Annotated in this window: 16 protein-coding genes, 1 tRNA gene and 1 pseudogene; 4 read left to right on the forward strand and 14 right to left on the reverse strand. The window is 55.3% G+C overall.

Features of this window, described 5'->3' with window-relative positions; translation table 11 throughout:
* Positions 1-194 precede the first annotated feature (194 nt).
* Both OHL16_RS17555 and OHL16_RS17560 read left to right on the forward strand, forming a co-directional pair.
* Complete coding sequence (locus tag OHL16_RS17555) at positions 195-1,259, forward strand: LacI family DNA-binding transcriptional regulator (protein ID WP_263368481.1); 1,065 nt, start codon at positions 195-197, stop codon at positions 1,257-1,259.
* Between the two features lie 21 nt (positions 1,260-1,280).
* Entirely contained in the window at positions 1,281-3,461 is a 2,181-nt protein-coding gene (locus tag OHL16_RS17560) for a beta-galactosidase (protein WP_263368482.1), read from the forward strand.
* Positions 3,462-3,646: 185 nt separating this feature from the next.
* Here OHL16_RS17560 and OHL16_RS17565 read toward each other — a convergent pair whose 3' ends face one another.
* From OHL16_RS17565 to OHL16_RS17600, 10 genes and pseudogenes are all read right to left on the reverse strand, one after another.
* Complete coding sequence (locus OHL16_RS17565) at positions 3,647-4,921, reverse strand: peroxidase family protein (protein WP_263368483.1); 1,275 nt, start codon at positions 4,919-4,921, stop codon at positions 3,647-3,649.
* A gap of 114 nt (positions 4,922-5,035) precedes the next feature.
* Entirely contained in the window at positions 5,036-5,290 is a 255-nt protein-coding gene (locus OHL16_RS17570) for a hypothetical protein (RefSeq protein WP_263368484.1), read from the reverse strand.
* Positions 5,291-5,405: 115 nt separating this feature from the next.
* Positions 5,406-5,497, reverse strand: a tRNA-Ser gene (locus OHL16_RS17575).
* Positions 5,498-5,521: 24 nt separating this feature from the next.
* Positions 5,522-5,803, reverse strand: a pseudogene (locus OHL16_RS20380) (tyrosine-type recombinase/integrase); the annotation flags it as partial.
* Positions 5,804-6,417: 614 nt separating this feature from the next.
* On the reverse strand, positions 6,418-7,116 hold the full coding sequence (locus OHL16_RS17580) for a GNAT family N-acetyltransferase (protein ID WP_263368485.1): 699 nt from the start codon (positions 7,114-7,116) through the stop codon (positions 6,418-6,420).
* A gap of 33 nt (positions 7,117-7,149) precedes the next feature.
* Positions 7,150-7,308 carry a hypothetical protein gene (locus OHL16_RS17585; protein WP_263368486.1) on the reverse strand — a complete coding sequence of 53 codons (159 nt, stop codon included), beginning with the start codon at positions 7,306-7,308 and terminating at the stop codon, positions 7,150-7,152.
* Between the two features lie 109 nt (positions 7,309-7,417).
* Positions 7,418-7,612: a lytic transglycosylase domain-containing protein gene (locus tag OHL16_RS20385; RefSeq protein WP_396127213.1), complete on the reverse strand. Its 195-nt coding sequence runs from the start codon at positions 7,610-7,612 to the stop codon at positions 7,418-7,420.
* Between the two features lie 63 nt (positions 7,613-7,675).
* A complete protein-coding gene (locus tag OHL16_RS17590; RefSeq protein WP_263368487.1) occupies positions 7,676-10,813 on the reverse strand; it encodes an efflux RND transporter permease subunit in 3,138 nt (1,045 codons plus the stop codon).
* Entirely contained in the window at positions 10,810-11,886 is a 1,077-nt protein-coding gene (locus tag OHL16_RS17595; RefSeq protein ID WP_263368517.1) for an efflux RND transporter periplasmic adaptor subunit, read from the reverse strand. The genes OHL16_RS17590 and OHL16_RS17595 overlap by 4 nt, the downstream gene beginning before the upstream one ends.
* A 123-nt stretch (positions 11,887-12,009) precedes the next feature.
* The gene (locus OHL16_RS17600; protein ID WP_263368488.1) at positions 12,010-13,533 is read right to left on the reverse strand and encodes an efflux transporter outer membrane subunit; all 1,524 of its coding nucleotides are present in this window, start codon (positions 13,531-13,533) and stop codon (positions 12,010-12,012) included.
* A 174-nt stretch (positions 13,534-13,707) separates the two neighbouring features.
* Here OHL16_RS17600 and OHL16_RS17605 point away from each other — a divergent pair, with 174 nt between their 5' ends.
* The gene (locus OHL16_RS17605) at positions 13,708-14,346 is read left to right on the forward strand and encodes a TetR/AcrR family transcriptional regulator (protein WP_263368489.1); all 639 of its coding nucleotides are present in this window, start codon (positions 13,708-13,710) and stop codon (positions 14,344-14,346) included.
* An 809-nt stretch (positions 14,347-15,155) separates the two neighbouring features.
* Here OHL16_RS17605 and OHL16_RS20390 read toward each other — a convergent pair.
* From OHL16_RS20390 to OHL16_RS17615, 3 genes are all read right to left on the reverse strand, one after another.
* Positions 15,156-15,581, reverse strand: coding sequence for an ArsR/SmtB family transcription factor (locus tag OHL16_RS20390; protein ID WP_396127214.1), 426 nt, complete (start codon positions 15,579-15,581; stop codon positions 15,156-15,158).
* 212 nt (positions 15,582-15,793) lie between these two features.
* Entirely contained in the window at positions 15,794-15,937 is a 144-nt protein-coding gene (locus OHL16_RS17610) for a hypothetical protein (RefSeq protein WP_263368490.1), read from the reverse strand.
* Between the two features lie 557 nt (positions 15,938-16,494).
* Complete coding sequence (locus OHL16_RS17615) at positions 16,495-17,076, reverse strand: TetR/AcrR family transcriptional regulator (protein ID WP_263368491.1); 582 nt, start codon at positions 17,074-17,076, stop codon at positions 16,495-16,497.
* A 156-nt stretch (positions 17,077-17,232) separates the two neighbouring features.
* Between OHL16_RS17615 and OHL16_RS17620 the strand changes: the two genes are divergently transcribed.
* Positions 17,233-17,994, forward strand: a complete 762-nt coding sequence (locus OHL16_RS17620; protein WP_263368492.1) for an SDR family oxidoreductase — start codon at positions 17,233-17,235, stop codon at positions 17,992-17,994.
* A 124-nt stretch (positions 17,995-18,118) separates the two neighbouring features.
* Here the strand turns inward: OHL16_RS17620 and OHL16_RS17625 are convergent.
* Positions 18,119-18,349: hypothetical protein (locus OHL16_RS17625; protein WP_263368493.1), on the reverse strand; the 231-nt coding region annotated here is incomplete at its 5' end.

Below are 18,349 nucleotides of genomic sequence, written 5' to 3' on the forward strand. Positions count from 1 at the left end.
GTCAAGTAATTCCGTCCTTGCCCTGTGAAATATCGGCGTGGGATAGGGTTAAGGGAGGGCGGGTCTCCGTCGATATTCTTTGCAAGGGGAGGGCAGCAAGGAAGCACCTATACAACGATTTCGAGCACACGTATACTCACAACATTATGGGGAAGAATGGCAATAACCGGAAAGAAGGACGCAAGCCAGATCGAATGGATATCCGGGATGTTGCCCGATACGCGAAGGTGTCCAGTGCCACAGTTTCGCGCACAATCAACCACGTCTCTACAGTGAATCCTGATCTTGCCAAGCGCGTTTGGCAGGCAATTGAAGAGTTGAACTATTTCCCCAACACCCAGGCCCGCGCACTGGTATCCGGCCGTAGCCGGATACTGGGATTGATCATCTCCGAGATCACAAATCCCTTTTTCCCGGAGTTGATTCAGCAGTTTGAGGACATAGCGGTCGAGAATGGCTACGAAGTTCTGATCGGCTCTACGAACTACGATCCCGAGCGCATGACACGCGTTATTCGCCGAATGCTTGAGCGAAAGGTAGATGGCGTGGCGGTCATGACATTCGGGATCGAAGGGCCGGTGATCGACGAACTGGCGGCGCGGCAGGTTCCGATGGTATTTGTGGATGTCGGTCCCGATTCTCCTTACGTGCGAACCCTGAACGTGGACTACCAGGCGGGTATTCGCCAGGGAGTACAGCACCTCGCGGCGCTAGGGCACCGAAACATCGCATTCATCACGGGACCGTTGAGGCAGCACTCTGCGAAGGTCCGGCGTGATGCCTTCATCAAGGCAATGGGAGAAATCGGCGTAAAAGTAGGGCCGGAGAGTATCGTCGAGGGCACGCACACTCTCGAAGGTGGCATGGAGGGTATGCGGGTTCTGGCAAAGAATAAGATCATGCCGACTGCCGTCATGTGTTCTAACGACATGACCGCCATCGGCGTATTGCACGAACTCTACAATACGAAGACGCGGGTCCCTGATGAGATCTCAGTCATCGGATTCGACAATATCCATATTGCAGAGTTCACCTTTCCACCACTGACGACGATTCAAATGGCGTGTTCCGATCTTGCGCGTTCTGCCATAGAGGCCTTGCGGGCGGGAATCGAAACCCCCGACGATGCTTCAGCCGCAAAGGAATCGAAGATTCCAACGAGGTTGATTGTTCGCCAGACTACGAGCTATCCGCGCGGAACCATGCAGGCTGATCGACAGCAAACGCAGCCCACTCGTCGCAGTCGCCGATCCATTTAACCTGAGTCTTACGAGGTGACCTTGATTCTTCGAAAGTTGCGTTCTGGGACCTTACTTGGCCTTTTAATCACCTCGCAGGGGGCCTTCTCGCAAGTCCGGGCACAATCGCTTTCAGCCAGCGGACACCCTGCTTCCGGTTCAAAATCCGACGCTCCGGTAAAACTCGCGGAGTTTCCGAATGTTCTGTATGGCGTGGCGTACTACAACGAATACATGCCATATGAGCGGCTGGACGCAGACGTAGCTCTCATGAAGCAGGCCGGGATCTCAGTTGTTCGAATGGGAGAGTCCACCTGGAGTCTGTGGGAACCGGAAGACGGGCGATTCGAGTACGCCTGGATGGATCGCGTTGTGGATGCGATGGGGAAGGCCGGCATAAAAGTCATCATGGGAACGCCGACGTACTCCATTCCTCCTTGGCTGTACAAGGCGCATCCCGAGATACTCGCCCGGCCCCTGGGCGGCGCGCCTGTATTTTACGGAATGCGTCAAAACATGGATACGGACAATACGAGGTTCCGCTTCTACGCCGGGAGGGTGATTCGCAACCTGGTTGAGCACTACCGCAATAATCCAGCGGTGATCGGGTGGCAGATTGATAACGAGACCTCGTCGTACGACGCTTCCAATCCAGATGTCTTCGCCGGCTTTGTGGATCATCTCAAAGGCAAGTTCTCGACTCCTGAGAACCTGAACAAAGCGTGGTTCCTGAATTACTGGGGGCAGGACATTCACAGTTGGGATGAATTGCCTACGCGGGACAGCGCGCAAAGCACGGGATACAAGCTTGAGTGGACGCGATGGCAGCAGATGCGGGTTACCAATTATCTGTCGTGGCAGGCAGGTCTGGTGCGGCAGTATCGGCGGCCTGACCAGTTCGTTACGCAGGATTTCGCAGGTGCGATGCATCGCGAGATCAATGAATTCGAGATCGCGAAATCGCTCGACATAGCTGCGACGAATAACTACCACGGCACGCAGGAGAACATGGGGGGAGAGTCGCAGTCCCTGACAGGGGACTACATCCGCTCCGTCAAGCACGGCAATTACCTGATCACAGAAACGAATGCGCAAACTACGGACTGGACTTCTGAGTACCAGTATCCACCGTACGATGGCCAGTTGCGCCAGGACGTGTATACGCATCTCTCGAACGGCGCAAACATGGTTGAGTACTGGCACTGGCATTCCATTCACTCCGGACAGGAGACTTACTGGAAGGGTGTTCTGAGCCATGACCTGGAGCCGAATCGTGCCTACGCCGAGGTCTCGAAGACAGCTCACGAACTACAGCGTATCGGGCCGCATCTGGTGGACCTTCACATCACCAACCAGGTTGCCATTCTCTACAGTGTGGATTCGTCGAATGCGCTGGACTTCATGCCGTTTGCGCACGGAGCAAGCCCCCAGTGGAGTTTTGGCCCGCCGGCTGCAAACTACGGCACCTTGATTTCACAGATGCACCGCGTACTGTACGACTTGAATATCGGTACGGATTTTGTCTTTCCTGAGGACCCTGACTTTTCGAAATACAAGGTCCTCATTGTGCCGGCGCTCTACATTGCGGATGATGCGCTACTAACGAAGATCTCCGACTACGTAAAGCATGGCGGCCATGTCCTCATGACATTCAAGAGCGGATTCTCCAACGAAAACTCTGCTGTCCGCTGGGTGCGAGCTCCCGGACCTCTACGCGAAGCAGCCGGTTTCAGTTATCAGGAGTTCTCCAATCTGGACAAGCCGATCAGCCTCAAGGCCGACCCATACCATGCCGGGGACGACAACAAGGTTATGTACTGGGCGGAGTTTCTGTTGCCCGAGCACGCCCAGCCTCTCGCTTACTATGACCATCCGTTCTTTGGACGCTGGCCTGCGATCACCCGCAATCAGTTCGGATCCGGCACATTGACCTACGAGGGCACATGGCTAAGCGAGAAGCTTCAAACGGCCGTAGTTTCGCAAGTACTCGGTCTGGCAGGTCTGCTTGGTCTAGACCAGACCCTGCCATCGAGCGTGCGAGTAAGGCATGGAGAGAACCGGCTCGGCAAGACCATCCACTACTACTTCAACTACTCAAGCGCTGCTGTGAGCGTTCCGTATTCGTATGCCGCCGGCACAGAACTCACTTCCGATAAATCTGTTGTGCACGGAACAACCCTAAGCATCGCTCCCTGGGACCAGGCCATCATCGAGGAGCAGTGATGCGAGGTCGCCAAGATGACGTATGCCGGGCAATTACTCTCGTCGCCAGATCGTCAAGCGGATGTTGTCAACCCGACAGCTAGTCGAGTCAGCAGCCCGGTATGGTGGCGTGAGTACCTCAGCGAACCCGTCTCTGGAGGAACAGTTACGACGTCCACTGACGCGCAAAGAAGTCTTGCTCGACGCTAGGCGGCCAGCAATTCGCTCAGCGTTTTTTGCGGCCGCCAGTTTCCGTTGTTCCGACGAAATGATGTCGCGTCTGCATCGATGAGCCCGACCAAGACATCTGTCACGATCCGGCCGCCAACGGGGCCAAGACGATGACCTCCTGTACAGACGTCGGCTTCGCGGAGAATGTAGTACCACAGAGGGGTCTCGCCCTTCCAGCCTGTGGAGGCGATGCCAACCTGCTCCGTGGTGATCGGGGAGACTCCGATGTGACGGGCCACGGCCTCGCCAGATGGAAGTCCGATACCTTGGCCGCGTTGTAAGTCGCGCACGGCAAGAGAATGATAGTCCTCAATCTCGCACTCACCGGTAACGGCCACCGGCAACTCAATGAGTGCTCGCACTAGCCTCCCGTCAATTCTCTTTGAACGTTGCGCCCTCACTACACGGGGTGGATCGAAGAAGAGAGTCCAGTCAACTGTGCGCTCGCGCGGTACTGCACGAAATCCTAGGAGATCAGGGAAGAGCGGCACGGGATCGGCATGTAAGCTTAATTGATAGCGATGGCGAATCTGAGAGTGGCCGTACCGATAGGCTGCGCTGGCAAACTCAAGGGGTATAAATCCGCCATGCCGGGGGCGAAACCAGCGCGGGCCTTCCTGAAGCACCTGATTTACAAGAGCCTGTCCAACGAGCGCAGGCAGAAACTCGTTGAGAATGATCCATTGATAGTGCCACCGCAACTGTCCGGACGCTTCGTCGAACACGCGGTCGTTTGCTACTCCACTGCGCCGCGCCTCCTCGACGAATGCGTTATGAGCCTTGAGCATAGCAAGATGCAGTTGCGATATCAGCATGTGGGAATCGTTGCGTGGGTCGCCGATAATTGCGATGCCCTCTGCGTTTCGTTGAATGTCTGCTCCGTCCACACCAAGCAAAAACTTGGCCGGATAGTCTCGCTGATAAAGGAAGGGATGGCCGGTCGGCCCATCGCCGTACAGGCATTCAAGGTTGAGTTGCGGGCTGCGCGAATTGCGCAATTCCGCTGTATTGGTATGGCTTCGCAAAATGGACCGGTCAGCCGTAATATCGTGGGCCACAAATTGGCCGAAGATGGGCCAGCCAGCGGCTGTGTCGCCCAAGGAGTCAGGAGAGTCATCGATGTCTCTGCAATCGCAGACGCCGCCCGCGCGGCCCAGTGCGTGCAGGAACTGCTCATCGGCGTGAAACGAGGGGAGCTCGGGAAACATCCGAGCATAATTTGCAGCGCCGAGGGGTGCATCGATTGCCACGTGATTACGAACTGAGGTAGCAGGTTGATTCATAGACCCCATCAATCCAGTCTCGCCCTACGAAGACCCGCTTTGTACAGACCTTGTCGTTGAGCCCCAATCGCCATGTCCCGTTTACAATGCAAGACGTTTTTCAATTCGCCGGTCCGAAATCAACCAGATCAGTGCAGCAATCACAAACATCGCTTGGGCGATCCACGAGAAGCGAAGGGTAGCAATAATCGCCACGACATATAGCACTGGTGACAGCAAGCCTTTCCAATCGCGCCCGATCGCTTTTTTGAAAATGAAGTCCGGGCCTTGCGAGACGGCCGATGACACAAAGCGAACACACACCTTGTCTTTTTCTATGACAAAACGATCCCACAAAATGTGACGTCAGCCAGGATTGGCTTACAGCTAGTTTCCATGTATGCACCGAAGGTTAGGTAGCAGAGCCAGCAATTGCTTCTAATCCGTTGATCTATATTTATTTAGTAGAGAATGGCGGAGAGGGAGGGATTCGAACCCCCGATAGCCTTGCGACTATGTCTGATTTCGAGTCAGGTGCATTCAACCGGGCTCTGCCACCTCTCCGCGTTGTAACGTGCAACTTATCAGCTACTTACGGTCATCGTGCGCTTGATCGTTTTCGCTGCAGGACGTCCGGTGTCCCGATTTGGTGTCCCTTCGATCTCCCGCTTTCACCAGTCGGTCGACAGCCGACGCCTGGTGCTCGGGAGCGAGATGGGAGTACCGCATGACCATCTGGAGCGTCCTGTGCCCGAGCAGCTCTGCTACCGTCTGCAGATCCACCCCAGCCATTACCAGTTTACTTGCAAAAGTATGGCGGTTGCAATGCCAAGTGTACCCTTCGATCTTCGCTTCCTCGAGCGCGCTGGGGAACCAGCCACGTGATCCTTGGAGAGACTCGCCAGTTCGGACGGAAGGCTTTCATCTTCTTGCCTCCACCATCCAGTTCCATGAGGGCGGCGAGGGCGATCGAGTTGAGAGGAACGGTTCGCGGATCTCCGTTCTTGGTCTTGGGGGAGATATATCTGTCGGCGTTCAAAGTCCACTTGGCTCCAATCGAGGCCGTACTGCTCGCTCATCGGCATTCCGGTGTGGATGGACAGAAGAAAGTGAGGCAGGAACTCTTTGAATCGGTGCTCGATTGCAGCGCGAAGGCGGATCTCTTCCGCGTCGGACAAAAAGCGGACGCGCCCTCCACCCTCTGTCTTCCGGCGAATGCGTTCCGCGGGATTCCGGTCGATCTTCTCATTGTCGATGCCAACTCAAAGATCAGATGAGAATGTTGCCTGCCAGCGATTCCGGCTGCTCGCCGCCCAATCCCGCGCCTCAGACTGTTCGGCCATCCATGCCGTACCCCTGGGCGCCAAATCGCTTTGTTTCAATGGTACGCAACCAATTCATGTGAGCACTTCGTCCGGGATTTTGCTCTGCTGTTTTGAGGCCCTGGTTCGACGCGACGATATGGTTCGCAACTCACCACACCTTCAGCGAAGGGAGATCACGGTTAGGTATATTGCGGCACGTAAACGGAACCCAATTTTTTGATAAACCACTTTTGCGCCATTCTCAGACTTGACGTGAAGAAAAGGAATCTTTCCCGCCGCCAGAATCTGAGCTGCGAGGAAGGTCGTGAGGGCCTGCGCATAGCCGCGGCCGCGAAATTCGGGATGGGTGCACACCGCGCTGATTTCCGCAAACGCGGTGGATTGTAATCGCTCGCCAGCCATTGCGACCAACCTCCCATCGCTCGCGCGTATTCCGAAATAGCTTCCCATCTGGATGGTTTGCGGTAGGAACGGGCCGGGCTCGGTGGCAGCGGTGAGCTCCAGCATTTCGGGAACGTCCGTCGCGCCGAGTCGAATCGGCGCCACGGGCAGGGAGGCCGCTGAAGCCTCACAAATCATCTGGTCGATCCACCGAGAGCGGTCGACTTGCCAATCGCCGGGCACCTCGAGGGGACTGGCGGTAAATAGCGCGACATGCTCGCCGGGACTGACCAACCGTTGTAAATCAGCGAATCCGTCATTGGAGGGATGAAGCAAAGCCGCCAGCGGTGAAACATCCGACGGATATCGTCGCGCAAGGCCGTGCGAGCGGGCAAGAAGCCGGTGTTCTGTCGTCAATGCGAACCAGATCGGGTTGTCGAGAGACTCGAACGTCCGTTGCGCGTGATCCTCTTTCATGACATCGCCTTAGTCACCAACGTTCCCCTTCTCTTAAATGACGATCAACTCGCCCGGCATTCCTGCCTTTTCTTGCGGCTTCCTGCACACCTCGAGCGACGGGAAGATGTAGTTTTCAACCAGCGTGATCCGCGCTTCAGGGCTCGTGGCACGGCCCTGAGCGACGATTTTCATCTGTACGAGAAATTGCATGTAGATTGTTTCTCCCTTATTTCATCGATTGCGCCTAGAACAGGGCGCGGCGGCTCTTCAACTTCCCCGAATTCAGAATCGAGAGCCAGGCCGTCTGTTAAGATGTGCATCATAATCTAAATAATTCTCCTTTTTCTGGTGGGCTAGCACGTTCAGCCTCGGAAGCGGGTGACCGGCAAGTGACCGCGGTAGCGGGCATCAGCTGCATAGGTCCGGCTGCACCCTTCGGTGATACCGCATTGGGGTTCCCAAGCCGACTCGGCTCCGACGATTCTCTCGACCAGATCCGATGGAACCCGATCATTGATTTGCTCCGATGCGATAGAGGTTTGACAGGTGAATTCGTGGACCGGCGAGTGGCGCCCACTCAGTAGGCAGGCTGCGCCTCCGGTTCCTGTTCTCGAACCGTCGGCTTGACGCGGAACCAGATCGTGTAAAGCGCGGGGAGAAAAACGAGCGTAAGTCCAGTGCCGACCGCGGTTCCTCCGATAAGGGTGTAGGCTAGGGATCCCCAAAAGACCGAGAAAGTTAGGGGAATAAATGCAAGTACCGCAGCCAATGCGGTCAGAACGACCGGTCGTGACCGCTGAACAGTAGCTTCGACCACGGCATGGAAGTCATCGAGACCCTCTTCCTTGTTTGTCTTGATTTGCCCGATCAGGATGAGTGTGTTGCGCATTAATATGCCAGCCAGGGCAATCAATCCAAGGATCGGATTAAACCCGAACGGCACGTGGAAGATCAGAAGTGTAGGAACGACACCGGCTAGCCCCAACGGCGCCGTCAGGATTGTCATGGTGAGAGCGGACAAAGACCTCACCTGGAAAATGATCACGACGAGCGTGCAAACAAACATGATCGGGAATACCTTGGCGAGCGCTGCGTTTGCTTTCGCTGATTCTTCTGCATTGGCACCCACTTCGATCCTGTACCCGTCGGGAAGCTTAGCGATGATGGGTTGAATGGATTTCAACACCTCTGCAGTCACTTGTGGCGGTTGAACTGATTCATCGTGATCGCTCTGCACGGTGATCGTAGGAGTGCGGTCGCGTCGCTTGAGGATCGGGTCTTCTTCTTTGACCACGACCTGTCCTACCTGACTAAGAGGAATCAGTCTCCCGTCGCTGCTGGTCAACGTCATGTTGAGCAACTTCGTGGGATCAAGGCGATTGGCTCCCGAAGTGCGCGCCACCACATCGACAGTGCGAATATCCTCACGTACCTGGGTCACGGCCACGCCGGTTGTGAGGAACTGAATCTGCTGACCGGCGTCTTGCGAAGATAAGCCGATCAAGCGGAGCCTGTCTTGGTCGAGGACGAGATGGACGACCGGAGCGCGCTCCGTCCAGTCTTCGTTTGCCTGTCGAACATTCGGGTTGGCCTGCATCTTCGCCAATACCTGATCCGCTATCGTGCGAACTACGGTCGGGTCCGGACCCATGACGCGGAATGCAATCGGAAAAGGCGAATAGGGGCCAAAGACAAATTGAACTGCCCGCACACGGGCTTCGGGAGCGAGTCCGGCGGCGACCTGCTGACGAAGACGTAGGATGAGCTTATCTCGTTCCTTCGCATTAGGCGTCAAGATGATCATCTTGGCAAAGTTTGGGTCGGGCAGTTCGGGATTGTAGGCGAGCCAGAAACGGGCGGCGCCTCCACCTATATAGGAACTGACAATCTTTGCCTCAGGCTGTGCCCTTACCCAGTTCTCGACCTTGATCACGGCGGCTTGCGTCGCTTCAATGCTGGAACCCTGAGGCATCGTTACATCTACCAGTACTTCGGGTCTGTCGGAACTCGGAAAGAACTGCTGTTTGACCAAGCCCAGTCCCAAAGACGATGCAAAGAAGATGAGAACGACGGCTCCGGCCACCATGAATTTGTGTTCTACCGCCCAGACGATCACTCGGCGCAATCTTTGATAGTTCGGCGTTTCATAGATCGCCGCATATCCACCTTCCATCGGGGGAATGTTGGGAAGGAGTTTCACACCGAGATACGGCGTGAAGGTAACGGCGACAACCCATGAGGTCAACAAAGCGATACAGACAACCCAAAAAAGGTTCCTGCAATATTCGCCGGCGCTTGATTGCGCGAAGCCAACCGGCATGAGGCCAATGATGGTTACCAGGGTCCCAGCCAACATCGGTGCGGCGGTATGGCTCCACGCATATCCGGCAGCCTTAATTCGATCCCAGCCTTCCTCCATTTTGACCACCATCGTTTCAATCGAGATGATCGCGTCATCGACCAGTAGTCCGAGTGAGAGAATGAGGGCGCCCAGGGTAATGCGGTCCAGATCTTTGCCCGTGGACAGCATGATGACAAGTGTGGCTGAGAGCGTAATCGGAACCGCCGCGGCGACGACAATGCCCACACGCCAGCCGAGGCTGAGAAGGCTCACAATCATCACGACCAGGAGGGCCACAAAGAACTTGAGTTGGAACTCACCCACTGCTTCTTTGATAATCGTTGACTGATCGGTCACGATTTCAAAGCGCATCCCAGCCGGAAGAGTCGTCTGAATCTTCTTTTGCTCTGCCTCCAGAGATCTCCCCAACGCCAACCCGTTGAACTGCTCTCTCATTACAACGTCAAGCATCATGGCAGGTTGACCATTGTGACGAACCAGGAACGTCGCGGGATCTTCATAGCCCCGTTGCACATCGGCAATATCTGACAATTTCAGAGTTCTGCCACCAGAGACGATGGGCGTGTCTCGGATTTCTTCCAGATCATTGAGTGCTCCATCAAGGCGGATATAAACCTGTTGGTTTTGAGTATCGATCGAACCAGATGGGGTCACAGCATTCTGTCTGACGAGTGCGTTGAAGATGTCGCGCGCACTCACTCCCAGAGTTGCAATCCGGTCATAGGAGAACTGAACGAATATCCTCTCTGGCCGTTCTCCGAAGACATTGACCTTCTTGACTCCTGGAACATGCAGCAAATCCTGTCTCAGAGCCTCCGCCTCTCGCGTGAGCGTTCGAAGCGGTAGTCCAGGCGCTTCCAATGCATACACAGAAAACGTGACATCCGTGTATGCGTCATTCAGGACCGGCGGCAAGACTCCTTGCGGTAGCCTCGAGGCTTCGTCTTGAATCTTCTTGCGGCCTTGATAGAACTCTTCCTGAACATCTTCGGGAGGTGTGTAGTCCTTCAGCGTAACTGTCAGGAATGCTAGGCCGGGTCGGGTAAATGTATCTACGTGGTCGTAGTAGGTGAGTTCCTGCATCCGCTTTTCCAGCGGCTCAGCTACGAGATCCTGCATCTCCTGGGCAGTCGCGCCTGGCCAGGCCGCCGTCACGGTGAATACCTTGATTGTGAAGCTGGGGTCTTCGGCTCGCCCCAGGTTAAAGTATGCAAATGCTCCGGCAATGATTACCGCGAGGAGGAAGAAGAGCGTGACGGATCGCTCACGAACGGCAAGCGCCGAAAGGTTGATTCCGCTGTTCGCATTCGTTTCCTTTTCGAAATGCGGTTCCTGGATTTCGAACTTGCTCATCGGGATGCCACCTTCTCGTCTGCAACACGGACGTGCTGCCCATCGCTGAGCAGATGTGCCCCTAGCGCAACTATCTGCTCTCCCGGCTGCACGCCTTCCGAAAGAATGGCGTCCTCTCCACTCAAACGAAGCACCTTGACCCTTTGAAACGAAACTGTGGAAGTCTTTCGATTGAGAACCCAGACCCCAGGCCCGTTGCCGCGATCGGTGATCGCAGCAATGGGAACTTCCTCTGGATCGGAAGAGTCTTTCTTGGGGACCTGAACGGTCACTGTAGCTCCAAGCGGCGCGTTTGCGCCCAGGGAACCAAGAACATATCTGGCTTCGAAGGTGCGGGTCTCTGGGTCCGCAGAATCCGAAAGTTGTCTCAACCGGACAGGAACGCTCGCAGTTTCTCCATACAGGACTGCATGTGCTTCCGAGCCGAGAGCTGGTCGAAGCGTCTCCGGAAGGTAGACTGCCGCTTCGCGGGGGCCGGCGTGAGCCAATTTGACAACGGTTTGTCCCGCGGCCACCACCTGGCCTGGCTCAGCCAGTGTCTGCACAACGGTGCCGTCGGAGTCGGCAAGAAGGAGAGAGTAGTCTCCCTGATCTCTTGCAACTTTCTCTTGCGCCTCTGCGGAGGCGAGTTGTGCTTGGGCCGCATCGGCCGTTGCCTTGACTTGGTCGTAAGTTGAAGCAGCAATCGCTCCGGTCGATACAAGGCCCCTGTAACGGACCTCATCGGCAGCCGCCTGCTTGGCCTTCGCTCTTAGAGCCGCAACGTTCTCCGTTTGTGTTGCGATGGCATGCGCATAATCTGTCACATCGATTTGCATGAGGGGCTCGCCCATGTGAACCTTTTGACCCGTATCCACAAAACGCTTCGTTACCTTGCCCGGAACGCGAAAACCCAAATCGCTTTGAACCCGCGCAGTAACGACGCCTGTGAATGATTCGGTCTCTGCAATAGGGGCTCCAACTCGAGCTACGAGTACCGAAACGGGCTGAGTTCTCGGGTCCAGTTCCGGGGACTTCGAACAGCCTGCCAAGGCCACTAAGGCTAACGTTAATCCCAATGCGGTGAATTTCATGATGGTCACAGTTTTCTCACTCCAGAATCGTCGAGGTGTAATCAACTTCTCATCGCGTTTTTGAACAGATTCGGTTGGCGCGTTAGCGCCGGCTGTCCATGAAATTCTCTGAATGACACGGATTCATGGCGTCCATCCTCCGCCGAGCGCGCGGAAGGATCCGACCGCGGCCTGGGCTGAAGCTTGCTTGGTAAATGCCAGGTCGTCTCTCGCAACCAGCAACTGGCGATCGGCGTCGAGCACATCTGTCAATCCGATCACTCCAGCCTGATATGCCTCCTGGGAACGGTCTCTTGCTCTTTGCAGGGCCGCTATTTCGACGAGTATTTCGTCCCGTCGAACCTCTGACTGCGCCAGGAGGCTGAACGAATCTTCGACATCTTCAGTGGCGTGCAGTACGGAACTCCGGTACCGCAAGAGAGCTTCGGCGTTCGCGCCCTTCGCTTGCTTGACCTCCGCATCGACGCGACCGAAGTCAAATAGTCTCCATTGAAGACCAGCAATAGCACCCGGCTGAAATCCACTCTCGCGAAAAAGACCTCCAGGACTGATTGCTTCACTACCAAGAAGCCCTGACAGTGAAACTTTGGGATAATACTCCGCAATCGCTTGGCCAATTCGCGCGTTTGACGCGGCGAGTCTTCTTTCTGCGGCAACTATGTCTGGCCTGCGGCGAAGGAGATCACTCGCGTTTGCCGTCGTGGAGATCGACGGAACAGATGGAATCTCCCCAGGAGCCTCCAATTCGGTCGCGTATGTGCCGGCCTGAGCTCCCATGAGCAAATCCAGGCGATTCAACTGCGCCTCCAGAACGATGGCTAAGAGAGGCACTGTGGCCTTTGCCTGAGCCAAAAGAGCCTCCGCCTGAGCAAGCTCTCTGTCGGATGCGACGCCGGCAGCTCTTCTTTGGGAGACAAGGGCGAGCAAGTGCTTATCGGTAGTGATTTGCTCCTTCGCCACCTTAAGACGGACCTGTGCGCCACGAATTTGCATATACGCATCCGCTGCCTCGGCAACTACGGAAACACGAACGCCGAGTCTTTCTGCCTCGGCCGCCTGGGCTTCGTCGCTTGCAGCTTCAGCGCCTCTCCTAAGTCCACCGAACAGATCAACTTCCCATGAGGCTTCCAACCCGAGGTCTAAATAACTTTGGTTGCGATGGTAGCCTGGAAAGGTAGTGGCATATCGGCCAAATGGACCATCCAACGACTGTCGAAATGAGTTGGATTGTGCAATAACCGAACCGGAGGGTTTCAGCTTTGCACCGGCCTCTTTGGCAGCCGCCCGCGCTTGTTCCACTCGGGCGAAAGATTCGGCAAGATCGAGATTCTGATTTAGGACCCTCTCAACGATCCTGGTTAGTTCTGGATCATCGAAACCAGTCCACCAAGTATCTAGCTGCGGCGCCGGCAGAACCGCCTGCCGTGATTCAATCGACGGTACGTTATGAAATGGTTGGACCGAGGTAACTGGTTTTCCATAACGGGGGCCGACAGTGCAACCCGTCGCCAAGATGGCGAGAACCGTCCATAGACCGAACGAAGCGTACTTGCCTGAAGGAATTCCGCGTCTTTCGAATCTCATTGGATGGGACGTTCGCAACACCTTCATCCTCTTCACCGCAGTTGTTGTGCGTTGCTGTTCCATTGCGCTTCACATGCCTCAATATCGCGAATTCTCTATTCGGTTGAAGACAGAACCGGCGCGGCGCTCTATTCTGTACATAGCGTACAGATGTACTGCATGTGTGATGGATGCAAAAATCTTTGAGCTTTTTCCGCACGCGATTGCGTCGAATTCAGGAAGGAGCTTGATTGGCGAATGGAACATGCGACGAAAGGGCGACCTCGCAGCTTCGACGAGGACAAGGCGATTGACGCGGCGATGCGGGTTTTCTGGGAGAAAAGCTTCGAAGGAACCACTATGACAGACCTCACCGATGCGACAGGGCTTAGTCGTTCGAGCATCCATGCTGCATTTGGGGGTAAGGATGGCCTGTTCCTTAAAGCGGTGGAACGTTATAAGTCAGGACTGATGTTGTATATACCAAAGGCGCTCGCCGAGCCGACTCTCCCTCGAGCGATCGAGGCGCTGTTTCGAGGAATGGTGAACTCCCTCTCGGTCCCCGGTAATCCAAAGGGCTGTCTGTCGATTCACGGAGCGCTCGCTTGCGGAACTGACGGAGAACTTGTGACTCAAGTCATGACCAAATGGCGCAGATCTAATGAGAACCTGATTAAGGAACGCATTCAGCGGGCACAACGTGAGGGCGAACTGGGCCGAGACGTAAACGCCGCCGACTATGCTCGGTACATCGCAACGATCATGATCGGCATTGGGATGCAGGCTGTGAACGGCGCAGGCAGAGCTGAATTGACTCGTACGGTTGACATGGCTCTTCAGTTTCTCTCATGCTCCTCATTTGATCCTGCTGCTTCCGCAGATAATTCGGGCGAGTGAAATGTGCCCGTGGGGGATCGTAACCGCCAATTGTTTCCCGGTGGACTCCGGGATCGAAGAGAGTCCGTGGCGAAAGAGCACGCCAAAGCGCTCGTTGAGTTCGCCTATTACTGCTTTCGACAGAATTGGTATCGGGAAACGGGCTAGTGTGTTCACCGATTTCCAGTGGGGGACTTTCCACTTGGACGAAAAGTCGCCATTTCAGACAAGTGACCCTCTCTTTTCAACTGTAGCTAACAGATCGATGTGCTCACCGAAGAGAGAACGCGAATTCATCCGGGTAGCTCTGCGAGCGAATGTTCAGACCCAAACGATTAACTAAAGAAGGTAGGGAATTGGCGCTAGATTGCGGTAGCTTCATACTGCAATTGCAGTACTGGACGGATGTAAAACCCAGCGATTTCGGGTACAGACATCAGTTTGGCCAAATTACGCTCAACTACGATAAATGTCTGGTAGACAAGGACTTGGGGTCAAGCTGGCTTTCGCTCGATCACGCTTATTTATCATAGACTTACGGTATCCTTCGGAGACTTAAAATTCGCATCGAGAAATCGAGTGGGGGTTCGAGTTCCCCTCCGGGGGCACCAAGACAAATCGAATCACATATTTGTGATGGTATTTGAGGTAGAGTTCGAGGAGCGAGTGCCCTCCCAAATGTTGACTTGATTACGCTCGATTATGTGTAATCGCAGCGGACTGCTGGGTGGCACTTGTTCGTCGCTGACCCCATTGCCCGTTCACCATCTTCTCGTGAGGCGATGGCCCACTTCGTGGTGAGCGTTCGATGGGTCCGTGCTCCCTTTCTCTCACGAAGGACGTTTGCAATTGCTGTCCAGAGGACAATTCCATTTACCTTTGGACATTCTCGCCCAATCAAATAGGGGCCGTAAGCTCTGCGCATTTAGTCGATACCGCCTATACCGACCGTGTTTTAGGACCGTCACAATACCGACCTTGTGCAGCACTAGAAGGTGCTTGGAAGCGGTGGGTTGCGTAATTTTCATGCGACCGACGATTTCGCTAACAGTCCAGTACTTGCCATCGTTTAGGAGTCCGATCATCTCTCGTCGCTTCATTTCCGCGATAGCGTTGAAGACGTCGGTTGTTGTCGCTGCCCTGGCTATGGGATTGCGTGGCTCCAGAATTGCTCTTGAAAGATGAAGTGCTTTGTTTCTTAGGGTTCGTGGGTTGCGGCCGGTTCCATCAGTTTGGATATCGAATCCTCGCCGCACTATGCTAGGTTCAACATCAACACTTACTCTCGATGACGTTACTGTTGTTAGCGTTTTACGAGGATGGCTTGACCGAGGTGATAAGCCAGGTGTGCCGTCCGGCCCAGCAGTATCGCGTAACGGTTTCGGTGCGGCTCACGCTCAAAGTCCTCTGGTGAGACCCCATGATGCCTTTCCAGCCATTCCTCTGGCGTTAGCCTTGCAAATTCACCTCAAAGGAAATCGTCCAATTGACTCCACATGTCGCCCATGGCCTCACCTGCAAAGTTGTGAGGAACGGCACGGTCAGGCTGGGAAATGAAGATCAGATCCAACTCGGGATAGCGGCGTTCACCGAAGCCGAGAAGAGGAATCATCCTGTCGTTGGTCGCAGTGAGGTGTCCCCAAACGTAGATCAAGCGATTCTTTCCGGGCGCGATCTCCTTTTTGCAGATCGTCATCCGATAACGAACGGAAGAAATCTTCCAGCCTGGTCAATATTTGAGTGCCAATTGCGAAGTGCTCCATCGATCAGTGCATTTTCTGTTGCCATATTCAAGATAGCCTTTCTTTGTGAGGTGTGAAGAGAACGATCAGTTGTTGCGTAAAACGCGTCGTCAAAGGAGAAACATCATCACCTGTTCACCGCCAGACTGAACTGGACCCTCAGTACTGAGTTGCAACGTGTCTCCCTCCACGTGAGCAAGCCGAGGCTGCTTGTTCCCGGCCCAAGCGGGGAACAGCGATACCTCCATCGTGTGCAATAGCCTCTCCCTCCACTGCACGATGTTAGAGAGGGGGATTCGTGGCTTGGCAATTGGTGTCCGCTCAGGTAGACAGGTTCCACCTCCCGAGGAACGTCTACATTACGTATCCTCCTCGGCCTGTCTTCCGTTCCTCGGCTCAAGCCGGGGCGTCATTTTCCACTCCTTTTTTAGCCAGCCATCTCTCCATCTAGTTTCTTTTGCACCTCCCGCAGTATCTCTCGTGAGAACGTCTCGTCATCGACCGCCCTGGCAAGCGAAATCGCTCCTACTAGGGTTGCTAGGGTCGCCATCGCCTCTCTGCGTTCGCCTCCTATCGCTGAGATAATCTCCTTAAGATTTGCCGTGAACCTACCTTTCACTTCCGGCTCGTTCCGTATTTCGCCCGACAATGCAGCCATCGGGCACCCAGTTCCAGGCGTGTCCCTGTGCCTTGCGGTTAGATACCGATCCAGATAGGCCCGTCTTCCCTCCAGCGTTGGGAAACTCTTCTTCACGCCACGGAGTACCCCTTGCATGGCATATTCCACTGCCGCCGCCATCAGAGCCTCCTTGGATTCAAAGTGGCTGTAGAACGCGCCGTGGGTCAGCCCCGCTGTTTTCATGACCTCAGCGACGGTCACATCTTCAAAACCACGTTCGCGAAAGAGACGCGAGGCCTCTTGCACGATGCGGTCGTGCTTCTCGGCCGTTTCGGTTGCCGGATAGCGCATAAAGGCCCTTTCCGCAAAAAAAGAGAACCCCTCTTGCATGATTGCCATCATATATGACGAGCGTCATATACGCAAACGACCTCGTTGAGCAGGCCCTTAGCAAAGCGAATCTCGCGGAGCTGGTACGCGGCGTCGGCTAAATTTACCCGAAACTGTAACCGACACGAACATGTTTGATCCGAAGGAGTGACGACAATGGGTAGGCTAGCGGACAAGAATATCCTTATCACCGGCGGCAACAGCGGCATTGGCCTGGCCGCCGCGCAGGAATTCGACGCTGAGGGCGCGCGCGTCGCGATCTGCGGCTTGAATGAGACGACGCTGCAGGCGGCTAACGAGACGCTTGGAGCCGGAAGTCTCGCGGTTCGGACGGACGTCAGCAATCTCGCCGACCTCGACACGATGTTCGCCACGATCAAGCGGGAGTTTGAGTACCTGGACGGCGTCTTCGTAAATGCAGGTTACAGCGAGTTCCTTCCGTTCGAAGACGTGACGGAGCAAAGCTTCGACAGGGTAGTAAACGTCAATTTCAAAGGGGTTTACTTCACGATTCAAAAGGCCTTGCCGCTACTCAGGGAGGGCTCGTCTGTAATCATCAATGCGTCCGTTGGCGCCCGCAAGGGATGGCCGACAACTTCGACCGTCTCGACATGCAAGGCCGCGGTCGTCCATCTCGCTCGAATCCTCAGCGCCAAACTCGTGGACCGCGGGATTCGCGTGAATACCCTAAGCCCAGGCCCGACGGACACGGCGATGTTTGGTCGCTTCCCAAGCGAAGAGCAAGGCGAGGCGGTTAAGCACGTCCTCCGAACCAACAATCCGAGCAAGCGGATGGCCGATCCGTTGGAAATTGCGAAGCTGGCAGTTTACCTCGCGTCAGACGAATCTGCGTACGTCGTCGGGGCAGACTTCTTGATCGACGGCGGGGTCACGGCCATTTCGGGCGTAGGCGCCTGAGTCTCGTTTCAGAGAGTCGAGGCCGTTCCAGTTACCGCTCAGGCAAGGGACGGCTCGCATCGCTAATCCCCGTCACGCTTTGATCGCAACTCACACCAACGATTCAGCGCCCCAGAAGCCCAAGTCAGCGCTCCGAGGCCTGCTGCAGCGTCTCGGCTTGGCGTTTCTCGCATGCACGCTCGTCATCGGTGCGACCGCCACGGCGAATGCCACCTCGGCTCGAGACGAAGCAGCCGTTCGCGGGCTCGGAGATGCCTTTGCTAACGCTTTCCTTCAGAAGAATGCCGAACTCCGAGCGTCTATCTTCGCCGAAGATGGAACCTTCGTGACGCCGCAGGGTGACTTTCTGCAAGGG

Source organism: Edaphobacter bradus (assembly GCF_025685645.1).
Classification (GTDB): Bacteria; Acidobacteriota; Terriglobia; order Terriglobales; family Acidobacteriaceae; genus Edaphobacter; species Edaphobacter bradus.